Origin of the sequence: Methylobacterium sp. Leaf108 (assembly GCF_001423265.1) — a bacterium.
Lineage (GTDB): Bacteria > Pseudomonadota > Alphaproteobacteria > Rhizobiales > Beijerinckiaceae > Methylobacterium.
In genome coordinates, this window is record NZ_LMND01000030.1 from 342,893 (window position 1) to 357,915 (window position 15,023).

Here is a 15,023-nt window from a genome sequence, read left to right on the forward strand (position 1 = left end):
CCGCAGGACGGCCCCTTGGTCGCCCGCAGGTCACGCTCCCCACGAGGCCGTTAGGCGCAGGCGAGGAGCGCCGGCCCGCATCCCGGATCTCGGCTCGGCGCCACCTCCCGCCGGGTCGCAGCAAAAAGGCCTCCGACCGTGTGGTCGAAGGCCTCGGTAGGCGTGCGCCGTTCGACCCGCTCAGCGCTTGAGCGGGCCTGCCTCGATCACGTCCTCGAGGGTGCGCAGGCCCGCGCGCGGCGCGTTGACCAGGCAGGCCATGTTGCCCGGCGGGTGCAGGTTCTTCCACATCTTGGTGTGGGCGTGGGGAATCTTGTCCCACGGGAACACCTCGCTCATGCACGGGTCGATGCGCTGGTCGAGCACGAACTGGTTGGCCGCCGAGGCCTGCTTGAGGTGTGCGAAATGCGACCCCTGGATGCGCTTCTGGCGCATCCAGACGTAGCGGGCGTCGAACGTGATGTTGAAGCCGGTGGTGCCGGCGCAGAACACCACCATGCCACCGCGCTTCACCACGAGGGCCGAGACCGGGAAGGTCGCCTCGCCCGGGTGCTCGAACACGATGTCGACGTCGTTGCCCTTGCCGGTGATGTCCCAGATCGCCTTGCCGAACTTGCGCGCTTCCTTGGTCCAGGCGTGGAACTCGGGGCTGTTCACCTTGGGCAGCTGGCCCCAGCAGTCGAAGTCCTTGCGGTTGATGACGCCCTTGGCACCCAGGCTCATGACGTAGTCGCGCTTCGACTCGTCCGAGATCACCGCGATGGCGTTGGCTCCGCTGGCCGCGCAGAGCTGCACGCCGAACACGCCGAGGCCGCCGGAAGCGCCCCAGATGAGCACGTTCTGGCCGGGCCGGACGGTGTGGGGCGCGTGGCCGAACAGCATGCGGTAGGCGGTGGCGAGGGTGAGCGTGTAGCAGGCGCCTTCCTCCCAGGTCAGGTGCTGGGGCCGCTTCATGAGCTGGCGCGACTGCACCCGGCAGAACTGCGCGAAGGAGCCGTCCCCGGTCTCGTAGCCCCAGATCCGCTGCGAGGGCGAGAACATCGGGTCGCCGCCGTTGCACTCCTCGTCGTCGCCGTCGTCCTGGTTGCAGTGGATGATGACCTCGTCGCCGACCTTCCAGCGCTTGACCTTGGAGCCCACCGCCCAGACGATGCCCGAGGCGTCGGACCCCGCGATGTGGTACTCCGTCTTGTGCACGTCGAAGGGCGAGATCGGCTCGCCGAGGCCGGCCCAGACGCCGTTGTAGTTGATGCCCGCGGCCATGACGTAGACCAGCACCTCGTCGTCGCCGATGTCCCAGACCGGCAGGACCTCGACCTGGAACGACTCCTCCGGAGGCCCGTGGCGCTCGCGTCGGATCGCCCAGGCGTACATCTTGGCCGGCACGTGCCCGAGCGGCGGGATCTCGCCGAGCTCGTAGAGGTCCTTGACCTCGCCCTGTTTCACCTGCGCCCCTGCCGACATCCTGGCTCTCCCTGATTGTTCTCTGCCGCCCCTATATCGGCGAACCGTAGCCGCTCCAAGGCCCCCAAAACGCTCGGAAGCGGTCCCATCCCAGGTAAAACGCGGCCTCAGACGTCCCGAAGGGCCTGGTATGCAGTATTAAGGGCGTTCCCCGCCTTGCAACGACCCATCGGTTTCAAATCGCTTCATGGTGGCGTGAACAATTTTTCAGATGCTCGCGCCGCGTCGCCTCCCCGGTTTCACCCACCGGCAGATGACGGGCGCCCGCGGCTTGGCTAGGGTGCCGCTCAGAAAGCGGCACGGGCCGCGCCGAACGACAAGAGACGGAGCCACGTGGAATGAGCGCGAACGCGACCATCGCCGAGGTCAAGCGCGACAAACCCTGGATCATCCGGACCTATGCCGGGCACTCCAACGCCAAGGAATCGAACGCGCTCTACCGGGGCAACCTCGCCAAGGGCCAGACCGGCCTCTCGGTGGCCTTCGACCTGCCGACCCAGACCGGCTACGACCCGGACCACGAACTCGCCCGCGGCGAAGTCGGCAAGGTCGGCGTCTCGATCGCGCACCTGGGCGACATGCGGACCCTGTTCGCCGACATCCCGCTCAGCCAGATGAACACCTCGATGACGATCAACGCCACGGCGCCGTGGCTGCTGTCGCTCTACCTCGCGGTGGCCGAGGAGCAGGGCGTGCCGCTCAGCGGGCTGCAGGGGACGACGCAGAACGACATCATCAAGGAGTACCTGTCGCGCGGCACCTACGTATTCCCGCCAGCACCCTCCCTTCGGCTGACCAAGGACGTGATCCTGTTCACGACCAAGGAAGTGCCGAAGTGGAACCCGATGAACGTCTGCTCCTACCACCTGCAGGAGGCGGGGGCGACGCCGGTCCAGGAGCTGTCCTACGCGCTGGCCATCGCCATCGCGGTGCTCGACACCGTGCGCGACGACCCCGATTTCGACGAGGCGAGCTTCGCCGACGTGTTCAGCCGCATCTCGTTCTTCGTGAACGCCGGCATGCGGTTCGTCACCGAGATCTGCAAGATGCGGGCGTTCTCCGAACTCTGGGACGAGATCGCCCAGGAGCGCTACGGCATCACCGACCCGAAGAAGCGCATCTTTCGCTACGGCGTCCAGGTGAATTCGCTCGGCCTCACGGAGCAGCAGCCCGAGAACAACGTCCACCGCATCCTCATCGAGATGCTGGCCGTGACGCTCTCCAAGCGCGCCCGTGCGCGGGCCGTGCAGCTGCCGGCCTGGAACGAGGCCCTGGGCCTGCCGCGCCCGTGGGACCAGCAGTGGTCCATGCGCATGCAGCAGATCCTCGCCTTCGAGACCGACCTCCTCGAATACGACGACATCTTCGACGGCTCCAAGGTCATCGACGCCAAGGTCGAGGACCTCAAGGCGCAGACCCGCGCGGCGCTGGAGCAGATCGGCGGCATCGGCGGTGCCGTGGCGGCGGTGGAGACCGGGGCCCTCAAGCGGGCGCTGGTGGAATCCAACGCCAAGCGCATCTCGGCCATCGAGGCCGGCGAACAGATCGTGGTCGGCGTCAACAAGTTCCAGGCCGGCGAGCCCTCCCCCCTCACGGCCGGGGAGGGGGCGATCTTCACCGTCTCCGAGACCGTGGAGATGGAGGCCGAGCAGGGCATCCGCGCCTGGCGGGCCAAGCGCGACCAGAAGGCGGTGGACAAGGCCCTCGACGAGCTCGAGGCGGCGGCGCGCTCGGGTGCCAACATCATGCCGGTCTCCATCGCCGCCGCGAAGGCGGGGGTCACCACCGGCGAATGGGGCGGGCGCCTGCGCGAGGTCTTCGGCGAGTACCGCGCACCCACCGGCGTCACGCTGGAGACGGTGTCGTCGGGCGCGGCCGAGGAGGCCAAGCTCCTCATCGCCGACCTCGGCGAGCGGCTCGGCGAGCAGCCGCGGATGGTGGTGGGCAAGCCCGGGCTCGACGGCCATTCCAACGGCGCCGAGCAGATCGCGCTGCGCGCCCGCGACGTGGGCTTCGACGTGACCTACGACGGCATCCGCCAGACCCCGGCGGAGATCGTGGCCAAGGCGCGCGAGACCGGCGCCCATGTGGTCGGCCTGTCGATCCTGTCGGGCAGCCACGTGCCCCTGGTGCGCGACGTCAAGGCGAAGATGCGGGAGGCCGGCCTCGACCACGTGCCGCTGGTGGTGGGCGGCATCATCTCCCCCGACGACGAACTCGTGCTCAAGAACATGGGCGTGACCGCCGTCTACACGCCCAAGGACTACATCCTCGACACGATCATGATCGGCATCGCCAAGGTCGTCGGGCGCGCGCTGGACAAGCAGGCCGCCGAACGGGCGGACGCGGCGGCCGGCGTGGCGGGCTCCGCGCCGCGCGACGGCGCCGAGAAGGTGTTCTGAGGGCCGCCCGGCGCGACACGGCCTGCCTGTCCCGATGACCTTCGCGCCCCTCGTCGCCGTTCCCCTTGCCGCCGGGTTGAGCGTCGGGCTCGTGATCGCCCTGCGTCCCCTCCTCGTTCGCTATGCCCTGGCCCGGCCGAACGCGCGCTCGAGCCACAGTGTGCCGACGCCCCAGGGCGGCGGCATCGCGGTGGTCGTCGCGGCCATCGCGGCGACGGGTCTCCTGGTCGCCGGGCAGGCCGACGACCTGGCGGTCATCGAGGTCGTCGTCCTCGGCCTCGCCGCCACCGCCCTCGCCATCGTCGGCGCCGTGGACGACATCCGGCCGCTGCCGGCCTCTTTGCGGCTCGTCCTACAGGGCCTCGTGGTCGCCGGGCTGGTCGCCGCGGTGGGCGGACGGCTCCTGCCCGCGATCCCGCTGCCGCTCGAGCGGGGGCTCGCCATCCTCGCCGGGCTCTGGTTCGTGAACCTTACCAACTTCATGGACGGGCTCGACTGGATGACGGTGGCCGAGATGGTGCCGCTGTGCGCGGCGCTCGCCCTCCTCGGCCTGGCCGGCGGCCTCGATCCGCTTCCGGTGCTCGTGGCGGCGTCCCTACTCGGGGCGCTCCTGGGCTTCGCGCCCTTCAACCGCCCGGTGGCGCGGCTCTTCCTCGGCGATGTCGGCTCGCTGCCGATCGGACTCGCCGTCGCCTGGCTGCTCTACCGCCTCGCCCTTGATGGCGGCCTCGCCGCGGCGATCCTCCTGCCGCTCTATTATCTGGCGGATGCGACGATCACCCTGGTCCGCAGGGCGGCCCGCGGCGAACGGGTGTGGGAGGCGCACCGCAGCCACTACTACCAGCTTGCCACCGTCAACGGCCTGTCGGTGATGGGCGTGGTGACCCGGGTCTTCTTGCTGAACCTCGGGCTCGCGGCCCTGGCCGGGCTCACCTTGCTTTGGCCGTCCTGGCCCGTCACGCTCGGCGCACTGGCGCTCGGAGCGGGCGCGGTCGCCTGGGTGCTGCGCGGCTTCTCGCATCCCCGCCCGAAGATGGGATGAGGACCGAACGCGTGGGCGGACCGCTGATCGCGCTGACCGGCGCCACAGGCTTCATCGGGCGCCATCTCCTGCGCAGCCTGTCCGCCCGCGGCTTTCGCGTGCGCGTGCTGCTGCGCCGGCCGGTGTCGGTGCCGGACGGGGCGAGCGGCGCCGTCGTCGGCGACCTTACCCGGCCGATGAACATGGCCGCGGCCCTCGCCGGCGTCGATGCCGTCGTCCATTCCGCCGGGCTGGCGCATGCGATGTCGGGCGCGCCGGAAGACGACTACCGCGCCTCCAACACCGAGGCGACGCGCCGGCTCGGGGAGGCCGCGGCGCGGGCGCGGGTGCGCCGGTTCGTGTTCCTGTCCTCGATCCGGGCCCAGACCGGGTGGAGCGCGCCGGGCGTCGTGCGCGACACCGACGAACCGGCTCCCACCGACGCCTACGGCCGGTCCAAACGCGATGCCGAGGTGGCGCTGTCGCGACTCGACATCGACTGGGTCGCCCTGCGCCCGGTGCTGGTCTACGGCGCCGGCATGAAGGGCAACATCGCATCGCTCATGGCACTGGCGCGCTCGCCCTATCCGCTGCCGCTCGCCAGCCTCGGGGGACGTCGCTCCCTCGTCTCGCTGGAGAGCCTGTCCGACGCGGTGATGACGGCCCTGGACGCGCCGGCTCCCCTGCGCCGATCCCTCGTCGTGGCCGAGCCCGATCCGCTGACGCTGCCCGAGATGATCGCGGCGTTCCGTGAGGGGCTCGGCCGCCGGGCCGGCCTGCTGCCGTGCCCGCCGGCGCTGCTGGAACTCGCCTGCCGCCTCGGCGGGCGCAGCGAGGCCTTCGCCCGGGTCGCCTCCGACCTGGTGGCGGATTCGGCCGGCTTGTCGGCCCTCGGCTGGGTTCCGCGCACGACGAGTCGCGCCGGTCTCGCCGCTTTGGCGCGTTCGACCGCCGAGGCGGACGGCCCGTCCACATAATCGAGACCTCCGAGCCTCCTCGATCAGCCCTGGAGGGCGAGGCTCGCGGTCACGGACGCGGCGGCGTCATGGGAGGGAGCCGGCACGTCGACGCTCGCCGACGCTGCCACGCGGTGACGGAAATCCGGGATCGCCTCCTCGAACACCGCCTCGGCCGCCGCCCTGTCGCCCGCCGTCACCGCCGCCTGAAGACGGACGATCCAGCCGTCGAGGATCCTACGGTCGGCGAAGATCGGCTTGGCCGCCATCACGCCGTCGATCCCGTCGAGGCTGACGCGGGGTTCCTCGCGGGCGAACAGGATCTCGTTGAGGCGCTCGCCGGGCCTTGCGCCGGTGACCGCGATCTCGATGTCCTCGCCGGGCTCGAAGCCGGCGAGCCGGATCATGCGCTCGGCGAGATCGCGGATGCGCACCGGCTGGCCCATCTTGAGGACGTAGACCGCCGCGCGCTGGTCGGTGGCGGCATCGGGGGCCGCCCGTCCCTCGCGGTCGGCATGGGAGGCGGCGGTGAGGACGAGGTCTGCGGCCTCGCGCACCGTCATGAAGTAGCGCACCATGTCGGGGTGGGTCACGGTGACGGGACCGCCGCGGGCGATCTGCGCCTTGAACACCGGCACCACCGAGCCGACAGAGCCCAGTACGTTGCCGAAGCGCACCGCGATCAGCCGGGTCGGGCAGCGCGCGCCGCCGGCCGCCTGCTCGGCGTCGTGGGCCTGCGCCACCATCTCGGCGAGGCGCTTGGTGACGCCGAGCTGCGACACCGGCTCGATCGCCTTGTCGGTGGAGATCATCACCATGGCCCGGGCGCCCGTGGCCAGGGTCGCCTCGGCGACGTTGATCGAGCCGAAGACGTTGGTCTTGATGCCCTCGGTCCAGTCGCGCTCCAGATAGGGCACCTGCTTGAGCGCGGCCGCGTGGAACACGTAGTCGGGCCGGAACGCCGCGAAGACCTCGCGCAGGCGCGTGCCGTCGCGGATGTCGGCGAGCGCGCCGCTGACTTCGGCCTGCGCATCCTGGAGCGCCGGCTGGTTGAGGACGCCGTGGAGCGCGGGCTCGGAACTCTCCACCACCAGGACGGCGCTGGCTCCGAAGGCCACCGCGCGCGCGCAGATCTCGGCGCCGATCGACCCGCCGCCGCCGGTGACGATCACCCGCGACCCGTGCAGGAAGCGTTCGAGCCGCGGCCGGTCGATCGACACGGTCGGGCGCAGCAGCAGGTCCTCGATCTCGAGGGGCGCGAGTTCGGTGTCGCGCATGCCGTCGCCCAGGCTCGTCGCCCGCGACAGCGGCAGGCCGAGGCGGCGGGCGCGCGCGATGAGGTCGTCGGGCTCGGATTCCGGCGCCAGCGCGCTCGGGGTCGCCACGAGGCGTCGAACCGGCGTGCCCCGCTCGGCCAGTCCCGCGATGACCGCTTCGAGGTCGGAAAAGCCGCCGAGCACGGGCACGCCGCGCATGGTCTGGCCGGCTTCGTCGGCGCGGGGCGACAGGATGCCCTTGGGAGAGAGGCGGCGGATCGATCCCGCCTCGATCGCCCTCAGCACGATCTCGATGTCCGACCCGCGGCCGAGCAGGAGCGTCGGCGTCGAGGCGTTGCGGGCCTGGGTCTGGCGCGAGCGGGCGTATTTGACGTAGCGGAACGCCAGCCGCATGCCGCCGAGCAGGAACACCTGCAGCACCCAGTACAGCCCGATGGCGATCTTTCCGAAGAAATAGAACCCGTACATCGTCGAGGAGACGAGCACGTAGTCGAGCACCAGCAGCGTCAGGGCCAGGACGCTGGCGGCCCGCACGATGCCGGCGAGATCGGGCAGCGAGGCGAAGCGCCACTTGGTGCGGTAGAGCCTGAACCGGGCGTAGACGAAGCCGGCGAACAGCACGAACGGCGGCAGTAGGAGCGGAAGCGCGTGCAATCGCTCGGCGAGGAGGGCGCCGTCGAACCGGAATACGAAGGTGAGGATCACGGCCAGCGCGGTCGCCACGAGATCGTGGGCGACCATCACCGCCAGTTTGTATGTGCGCTGCTGCATGGGCCGCCCGGCCGGCGGTATCGGCGCGGGCCCGCGCGATGTCAACGCGGGCGCGCCGCCGCCTGCGCCTACTCGGCCTCCCGCTGCGGCTTACCGGCCAGCGCCACGTAGAAGCCGAGCCCGTCGCCCGCCGGCAGCGGGTGGAGACGGTCGACGAAGCCCTTGCGCTTGGCCTCCAGCAGCATCCGCCCGACGGGTTGGAACAGTGTCTCGCCGCCGCCCTCCGGGGGAGGCGCGAGGCGGATCGCCACGGTCTTGCCGCGCGAGAAGCGGCTGCGCTCGATCATCTCCTTGAGCGAAGCCTCGGCGGTGGGCCTGTTGGTCTCGCGCAGGTCGAGAACCGATTCGGCGTCGGTGACGCCGAGGGAACCGCGCAGCTTGTCGGCGTTGACGTCTTCGAAATGGGGCAAGGCGGGTCCTGGGTCGGGCGTTCGGGGCGGCGGGTCAGAACACGATGCCGGTGTACACGTCGCGCACCGCGACCGCACCGCCGAGTTCGGGCAGGTCGATCGCGGCGTCGAGGCCGAGCACCGTCCGGTCCCACTCCCCGGGACCGCTGCGCCGGAACACCTCGATGCGGGCCTCGTCCTGATAGACGATCAGGATGTGCCGGAGCGTCTCCACCGTCTGGTAGAAATCGACCTTGCGGCCGCGATCGGTCGACAGCGTCGAAGGCGAGAGGACTTCGGCCACGAGCAGCGGATCGGGCGCATAGCCGTCGGGGAGCAGCGGCCCGCATCGCACCACCACGTCGGGGATCGGCGCGAAATCGTCCATCGCCTCGCTGAGGATGGCGAGGCCGGGCAGGGCGCGGCAGCCCTTGTCTCGCGCCACTGGTGAGAGAGCCACGATTAGATTGGCGACGATTCCCTGATGCCGTTCGCGCGGGGGCGACATCAAGATCGGCACGCCGTCGAGCAGCTCCCAGCGCTCCCAATCGGGCTTGGCCTCGACCCAGGTGCGGAACTCGGCGACGGTCATATGGGTGTAGCGTCGCGCCGCGACGGCCATGGCACGCCCTCCCGATGGAAGCGGCGATGGTAGCACCCCGCCGGAGCGCCGCAACACCGCAGCCGCCTCGTCAGAACGTCACGCGCGCGTAGATGTCGCCGACGGCCAGCGAACCGCCGAGTTCGGGCAGCTCGATCACCCCGCCGAGACCGAGGCCGTGCATGCTCCAACCGTCGCCGCGACTCCAGAGTTCGACCCTTGGGCTGGTCCTGGTAGACGATCAGGAAGGTGCGCAGGCTCTGCACGGAGCGATGGAAACCGGTGTTGCGGCCGAGATCGTCGGTCATGGTCGACGGGGACAGCACCTCGGCCACGAGCACCGGATCATGGGTGTAACCGTCCGGCGGCAGCGGCCCGCAGATGACCACGACGTCGGGGATCGGCCCGACATCGTCCATCGCCGCGCTGAGGACGCCGAGGCCGGGCAACGCGTTGCGACCGCGCCGCTCGGCAAGGCGATCGAGATGCCGGCCCAACTTCATGACGATGCGCTGATGTCGCGCGTTCGGCGGCGACATCAGCTCGGGCTCTCCGTCCAGCAACTTCCAACGCTCGTCGTCCGGGCGGTCCGCGACCCAGGTCCGATACTCGGCGACGCTCATCCCGGTTTCACGCCGAACCGCGACTGCCATGGCTGATCCTTCGTTCGGAGGATCACCGTAGCCGCCGCCAGGCCGTCCGCCACGGTGCGAACGGCCGAGGTGCCGGTCAGCCGTGAACGAGCACGTTGCGGAACTGCCAGGGGTCGCTCTCGTCGATGTCCTCCGGGAACAGGCCGGGGCGGCCGGTAAGCGGGGTCCAGTCGGTGTACACGCCCACGACCGGGCCGAGATACGGCATCTGGACTTCGAGGCAGCGGCGGAAGTCCATCTCGTCGGCCTCGACGATGCCCGCCTCCGGGTTTTCCAGCGCCCAGACCATGCCCGCGAGCACGGCGGAGGTCACCTGAAGGCCGGTGGCGTTCTGGTAGGGCGCGATGCGGCGGGTCTCCTCGATGGAGAGCTGCGAGCCGAACCAGTAGGCGTTCTTGGCGTGGCCGTAGAGCAGCACGCCGAGCTCGTCGATGCCGTCGACGATCTCGGTCTCGTCGAGGATGTGGTGCTTCTCCTGCACGGCGGCGGCCTTGCCGAACATCTCGTGCAGCGACAGCACGGCGTCGTCGGCCGGATGATAGGCATAGTGACAGGTCGGGCGGTAGGCAGCGCGGCTCCCCTCCATCACCGTGTAGTAGTCGGAGATCGAGACCGCCTCGTTGTGGGTTACGAGGAAGCCGAACTGCGCCTGGGCGGTGGGGGTCCACGAGCGCACGCGGGTGTCGGCGCCGGGCTGCAGCAGGTAGATGGCGCAGCGCGAGCCCTTCTCCTGGTCGCGGGCGTTGTCGGGGCGCCAGGTCTCGTGGGTGCCCCAGCCGAGCTCGGCCGGCTGGTTGCCCTCGGAGACGAAGCCCTCCACCGACCAGGTGTTCACGAACACACCCCGGGGCTTGGGCGTCTTGGCGCGCTGGGTGTCGCGCTCGGCGATGTGGATGCCCTTGACGCCGACCTCGCGCATGAGCTTGCCCCATTCGGCGCGGGTCTTGGGCTCGGGAGCCGAAAGGCCGAGGTCGGCCGCCACGTTGAGGAGGCCCTGCTTGACGAACCAGGACACCATGCCGGGGTTGGCCCCGCAGCAGGAGACGGCCGTGGTGCCGCCGGGCGCGGCGGCCCGGGCGGCGAGGATGTCCTCGCGCAGGGCGTAGTTGGTGCGGTCGCCCTGGCTCTTCGACTTGTCGAAGTAGAAGCCCGGCCAGGGCTCGGCGACGGTGTCGATGTAGAGGCAGCCGAGCTCGCGGCACAGTTCCATGATGGCGCGGGACGAGGTGTCGACCGAGACGTTGACGCAGAAGCCCTGGCCACCGCCCTCGGTGAGGAGCGGGGTGAGGACGTCGCGATAGTTCTCGCGGGTCAGCGCCACCTGCTCGAAGCGCAGGCCGTGCCGGTCCGCCAGGGCCTTGTGGGCGTCGGAGGGCTCGATGACGGTGAAGCGGGCCTTGTCGTACTCGAAGTGGCGCTCGATCAGCGGGAGCGTGCCGCGGCCGATCGAACCGAAGCCGATCATCACGATGGGGCCGCTGATGCGCCCGTGCACGGGCCAGGAGGAGGGGGAGTCGGTCATGGCGCGGACGATCCTTCTGGTTCGCTCCGGAATCGGGAGTGTCCCGATCCCGGAGTTTGCCGGCTTAACCGGCGGGAATGACGAATGAGCGACGGGTTCAGTGGAGGCGCAGGCCGGAGCGGTCAACAGCGGCGGCGTCGATCGCGCCGGAATCGCGGCCGGCGCATGAGGCCCCTGCATGGCCGTCCCGGCGTAACGGCCGGTTGCGGCGACGACGGGGCAGGGCCGATATTGCACTGCAACAAAGCGGGTTCCACCACCCCCCCGCTCCAGGAGCCGACCATGCTGGTTTTCCTCGCCACCACCCTGCCGCAGCCGGCCGAGGACGTCCTCGACCGCGATCCGGGCATCCTCACCCTCGCCGCCGCCCTGGTGAACGCCTGGCAGCGCCGCCTCGGCCGCCACCGGGACAACGCGGCCTGAACCGGGTCCGCGCGTGGCCTTGGCGGTTCGCCGTTCTGGGTCTGCGACAAATCGAGATCCGCGCCGGCCGAGGCGTTGGCCAGCCCGCGCGAACCTGCTTAACCATCCCGCATGATGGATGTGTCCCGAGCCCACCGCGTGCTCCCGTCTTCGTGGCGGGCGACGATCCTCGCCGCCGTCCTGCTGCTCGCTGCGGGCCCGCCCGTGGCACGCGCGCAATGGCAGGGCCACGGCGGGCCGGTGCGGGCCCTGGCGGTGGCGCCCGACGGCGGGCTCGCCATCTCCGGCAGCTTCGACCACTCGGCGATCCTCTGGGCGATCGAGCCCGGTGCGGCCTTGCGGGTGCTGCGCGTCCACGAGGGCGCGGTCAACGCCGCGGTCGCGGCGGGCGGCGGGCGTTTCCTCACCGGCGGCGAGGACGGTCGCATCGCCCTGTGGCAAGTCGGATCGCCCGAGCCGGTCACGGTCTTCACCGACCACCAGGGTCCGGTGGCCGGCCTCGCCCTGTCGCCCGACGGGAGCCTCCTCGCCTCCGCCTCCTGGGACGGCACCGCCCGGATCCGCTCGACCGGCGGCGGCGCGGTGCGGACGCTGGCGGGCCACACCGGCCCGGTCAACGCGGTGGCCTTCCTCGGTGACGGCCGCCTGGTCTCGGCGGGCTACGACGGCACCCTGCGGATCTGGCCGGCCGAGGGCGAGGCGCCGCCCGCGGTGATCACCCTGGGCACGCCGCTCAACACCGTGGCCGTGGCCGCGGACGGTGAGATCGTGACGGCGGGTGCCGACAGCGTCGTGCGAGTCCTATCGGCCCAGGGGCAGGTCAGGGCCGACGTCGAACTGGCCCCGAACCCCGTCATCGCGCTGGCGCTCTCCCCCGACGGGACGCGGATCGCCGCCGCCACGGTGGCGGGCACCGTGGCGATGATCGCGCGGGCGGAGGCAAAGGTGCTGTTCAACCTCGTCGGACCCGGCCTGCCGGTGTGGTCGCTGGCCTTCCGGCCGGACGGGGCCGAACTGCTCACCGGCGGCGGCGACCGGCTGGTGCGGCGCTGGAACGCCGCCACGGGCGAGCCTATCGGCGCCCTCGCGATGGCCCGCCCGGCCGATGCGCTCGCGGCCTACAAGGGCGAGCGCGGCGCCGAGGTGTTTCGCGCCTGCGTCGCCTGCCACACCCTGTCGCCCGACGAGGGCCCGCGCGCCGGCCCTACCCTGAGCGGCATCTTCGGTCGCCGCATCGCCAGCGCGCCGGGCTACCGGTTCTCCGAACCGCTCCGGCACCTCGATATCGTCTGGGATGCGCGCACCATCGCCGAACTCTTCGAGGTCGGTCCCTCGCGCTACACCCCGGGCACCAAGATGCCCGAGCAGACGATCCGCGACCGGGACGACCGCGAGGCGCTGGTGCGCTTCCTCGAGAAGGCGACCCGGGCGAACTGATCGCTCCGGATCAGGCGAGGGGATCGCCGCGCTCGGCCCGCTCGCGCAGATAATCCTCGCTCGTGCGGGGCCGGGGGCGCTCGGGCGCCGCATGCGGGTCGAAGCCGGTGTTGGTGGCGACCTCGATCCGGCAGGTGTCGCACATCATCAGCGTGCGCAGGCGCTCCTCGCCCGCACTGCCGGCGAACATCCAGTGCCGATCCTTGAGTTTGGCCATGACGCGCTCGATCGTGCTGCGGGTGCCGAACGGCTTGCCGCAGGCGACGCAGTCGAACGGCTTCTCCTCCTTCACCACGCGGCGCGGCGCGGCCCAGGCCTCGAAATCGATCTGCGGCTTGAGCGTGATGACCCGCTCCGGGCAGGTCGCTGCGCACAGGCCGCATTGCACGCACAGGCTCTCGTCGAAGGCCAGCAGCGGCCGGTCCTGGCTGTCGCCCAGCGCATGGGTGGGGCACGCGCTCACACAGGACAGGCACAGCGTGCAGCCCTCGACATCGATGTCGAGGCCACCGAACGGCGCGTCCGCCGCCAGCGGCACCACCGCGACCGGAGCGGGGGCGGCGACGTGCAATTCGCGGAACGCGAACCGAAGGACGTCGCGTTTCGGGCCGACCGGCATGAAGGCGGCGGGCGAGGGTGCCGCCGTTCCCAGCGGCATCGCCGCGAGCGCCGCCGACAGGGCGTCGGGATCGTCCGTCTCTATGAGGCCGACCACGGTGCCGCCGCCCGCCGGGCCGTAGCCGAGCGCCCGGACAACGGTATCGGTGAGCGCGGCGAGGCGGTGGACCGTCTCGATATCGTGCCGGGGCTTGGCACGCACCAGCAGCCGGACGCCGACGGCGCCGTAGGCGAACAGCGCCGCCACCGCCTCGGGGCCGATCTGGGTCAGTTCGTTGACGGCGACAGGCAGCACGTTCGCCGGCAGGCCGTCGCCGTAGCGAGCCAGCGCCTGGATCAGCGGCGTACCGTGCTCGTCGTCGTGGAACAGCACCACGCCGTCGCGGCCGCCGGCCGCGTGATAGGCCCGCATCAGGGTGCGCAACCGGCGCATCAGGGCGTCGGCGGCGGGAAGGGTGTAGGCGGCGGCCCCCGTGGGGCAGACCGAGGCGCAGGAGCCGCAGCCGGCACAGACATGGGGGTCGATCGCCACGTGCTCTCCAGCCGGCGCGATGGCACCGGTCGGGCACACGTCGAGGCAGCGGGTGCAGCCGGTGATGCGCGAACGCGAATGCGCGCACAGTTCGGCGTGGAAATCGATGAACCGGCTCTTCTCGAAGGTGCCGACGAGGTGCGAGACCGAGAACAGGGCCGCCTCCACGGCGGCGGGATCGCGCGGGTCGGCGCGGACGTAGCCGCTCCTGAGGTCGTGGGCCGGGAACAGCGGCGTTCCGCCGGTGAGATCGAGGACGAGATCGCAGGTCGATGTCGCCCCGTCGCGCGCCTCGTCGAACAGCAGCGAGCCGCGCGAGGCGGGGGAGGGGACGGCGTAGTCGTCGATCCGCAGCGAGAACGCCCCGAGGTGTCCCGAGGCGCCGGCGATGGTGCCCTTCAGGACGGGAAAGTCGTTGCGCCGCGGCGGGGCGACGTCGCCGGGCCGGCTCAGCAGCACCGTGACGTCGAGGTGGTCCGCGAGCCTTCGTCCGGCCTCCACCGCGACCTCGTCGCGGCCGTAGACCAGGACGACGCCCTGGCTCTCCATGGTGAGGATCTGCGGCGCGGCGGCGACCTCGGCGGCCGAGGCCAGGAGCGCAGCGATCTTGGGGCCGGCGGCGGCCCCTTGCGAGGACCAGCCGGCGCTCTCGCGGATGTCGATGCAGGTCAGGCGATCCTCGGCCCCGATCTCGGCCGCGTGTTCGGAAAAGAGCGGCGCCTGCATGCTGCAGGAGACCGTCACCTCGGCGCCCGACTCGAGGCTGGCCACCAGCCGCTCGATCTCGCGGCCGCAGAGCTCGGTCGCCGTCTCGAGGCGCCCGCCGCAGGCCGGAGCGATGGCGGCGGCATCGAGGGGGACGGTACCCTCGCAGGAACAGGCGAACACGACGCGGTCGGACACGGGGACAGGCTTTCGGCGGCGAGGACAACGGGTCGAGGGGGATGCCGAAGGGGC

11 protein-coding genes and 1 pseudogene are annotated in these 15,023 nt (G+C 71.1%); 5 read left to right on the forward strand and 7 right to left on the reverse strand.

Going from position 1 to position 15,023, the window contains the following annotated elements; translation table 11 throughout:
* Positions 1-180: 180 nt before the first annotated feature.
* Positions 181-1,464, reverse strand: coding sequence for a crotonyl-CoA carboxylase/reductase (gene ccrA, locus ASF39_RS14420; protein WP_056284990.1), 1,284 nt, complete (start codon positions 1,462-1,464; stop codon positions 181-183).
* Between the two features lie 338 nt (positions 1,465-1,802).
* Between ccrA and ASF39_RS14425 the strand changes: the two genes are divergently transcribed.
* From ASF39_RS14425 to ASF39_RS14435, 3 genes are read left to right on the forward strand one after another with little or no spacing between them, the layout of a single operon-like run.
* Positions 1,803-3,866, forward strand: coding sequence for a methylmalonyl-CoA mutase family protein (locus ASF39_RS14425; RefSeq protein ID WP_056284993.1), 2,064 nt, complete (start codon positions 1,803-1,805; stop codon positions 3,864-3,866).
* A gap of 34 nt (positions 3,867-3,900) precedes the next feature.
* Positions 3,901-4,908 carry a glycosyl transferase gene (locus tag ASF39_RS14430; protein WP_056284997.1) on the forward strand — a complete coding sequence of 336 codons (1,008 nt, stop codon included), beginning with the start codon at positions 3,901-3,903 and terminating at the stop codon, positions 4,906-4,908.
* A gap of 11 nt (positions 4,909-4,919) precedes the next feature.
* Positions 4,920-5,864, forward strand: a complete 945-nt coding sequence (locus ASF39_RS14435) for an NAD-dependent epimerase/dehydratase family protein (protein WP_056285212.1) — start codon at positions 4,920-4,922, stop codon at positions 5,862-5,864.
* Between the two features lie 23 nt (positions 5,865-5,887).
* Here ASF39_RS14435 and ASF39_RS14440 read toward each other — a convergent pair whose 3' ends face one another.
* The 5 genes and pseudogenes from ASF39_RS14440 to ASF39_RS14460 all read right to left on the reverse strand — a co-directional run bounded on the left by ASF39_RS14440 (position 5,888) and on the right by ASF39_RS14460 (position 11,056).
* Positions 5,888-7,891 carry a nucleoside-diphosphate sugar epimerase/dehydratase gene (locus ASF39_RS14440; RefSeq protein WP_055883725.1) on the reverse strand — a complete coding sequence of 668 codons (2,004 nt, stop codon included), beginning with the start codon at positions 7,889-7,891 and terminating at the stop codon, positions 5,888-5,890.
* A 68-nt stretch (positions 7,892-7,959) separates the two neighbouring features.
* Positions 7,960-8,301: a hypothetical protein gene (locus ASF39_RS14445; RefSeq protein ID WP_055883722.1), complete on the reverse strand. Its 342-nt coding sequence runs from the start codon at positions 8,299-8,301 to the stop codon at positions 7,960-7,962.
* Positions 8,302-8,335: 34 nt separating this feature from the next.
* Complete coding sequence (locus ASF39_RS14450) at positions 8,336-8,902, reverse strand: Uma2 family endonuclease (RefSeq protein WP_055883719.1); 567 nt, start codon at positions 8,900-8,902, stop codon at positions 8,336-8,338.
* 70 nt (positions 8,903-8,972) lie between these two features.
* A pseudogene (locus tag ASF39_RS20680) lies at positions 8,973-9,534 on the reverse strand (Uma2 family endonuclease).
* A 76-nt stretch (positions 9,535-9,610) separates the two neighbouring features.
* Entirely contained in the window at positions 9,611-11,056 is a 1,446-nt protein-coding gene (locus ASF39_RS14460; protein WP_056285001.1) for a saccharopine dehydrogenase NADP-binding domain-containing protein, read from the reverse strand.
* A gap of 282 nt (positions 11,057-11,338) precedes the next feature.
* Here ASF39_RS14460 and ASF39_RS21760 point away from each other — a divergent pair, with 282 nt between their 5' ends.
* Together ASF39_RS21760 and ASF39_RS14465 are read left to right on the forward strand one after the other, a co-directional pair.
* Positions 11,339-11,479 (forward strand): hypothetical protein, encoded by a 141-nt coding sequence (locus tag ASF39_RS21760; RefSeq protein WP_165700239.1) that lies wholly within the window; start codon positions 11,339-11,341, stop codon positions 11,477-11,479.
* Positions 11,480-11,617: 138 nt separating this feature from the next.
* Complete coding sequence (locus ASF39_RS14465) at positions 11,618-12,916, forward strand: c-type cytochrome (RefSeq protein WP_244472413.1); 1,299 nt, start codon at positions 11,618-11,620, stop codon at positions 12,914-12,916.
* 10 nt (positions 12,917-12,926) lie between these two features.
* Here the strand turns inward: ASF39_RS14465 and ASF39_RS14470 are convergent, their stop codons facing one another.
* On the reverse strand, positions 12,927-14,969 hold the full coding sequence (locus tag ASF39_RS14470; RefSeq protein WP_056285004.1) for a 4Fe-4S binding protein: 2,043 nt from the start codon (positions 14,967-14,969) through the stop codon (positions 12,927-12,929).
* Between the last annotated feature and the right edge of the window lie 54 nt (positions 14,970-15,023).

Bases quoted from the DNA above. Each gene is read 5' to 3' on its own strand.
- ASF39_RS14460 (WP_056285001.1), bottom strand. From the start codon at position 11,056: ATGACCGACTCCCCCTCCTCCTGGCCCGTGCACGGGCGCATCAGCGGC.
- ASF39_RS14425 (WP_056284993.1), top strand. From the start codon at position 1,803: ATGAGCGCGAACGCGACCATCGCCGAGGTCAAGCGCGACAAACCCTGG.
- ccrA (WP_056284990.1), bottom strand. From the start codon at position 1,464: ATGTCGGCAGGGGCGCAGGTGAAACAGGGCGAGGTCAAGGACCTCTAC.
- ASF39_RS14440 (WP_055883725.1), bottom strand. From the start codon at position 7,891: ATGCAGCAGCGCACATACAAACTGGCGGTGATGGTCGCCCACGATCTC.
- ASF39_RS21760 (WP_165700239.1), top strand. From the start codon at position 11,339: ATGCTGGTTTTCCTCGCCACCACCCTGCCGCAGCCGGCCGAGGACGTC.
- ASF39_RS14450 (WP_055883719.1), bottom strand. From the start codon at position 8,902: ATGGCCGTCGCGGCGCGACGCTACACCCATATGACCGTCGCCGAGTTC.
- ASF39_RS14430 (WP_056284997.1), top strand. From the start codon at position 3,901: ATGACCTTCGCGCCCCTCGTCGCCGTTCCCCTTGCCGCCGGGTTGAGC.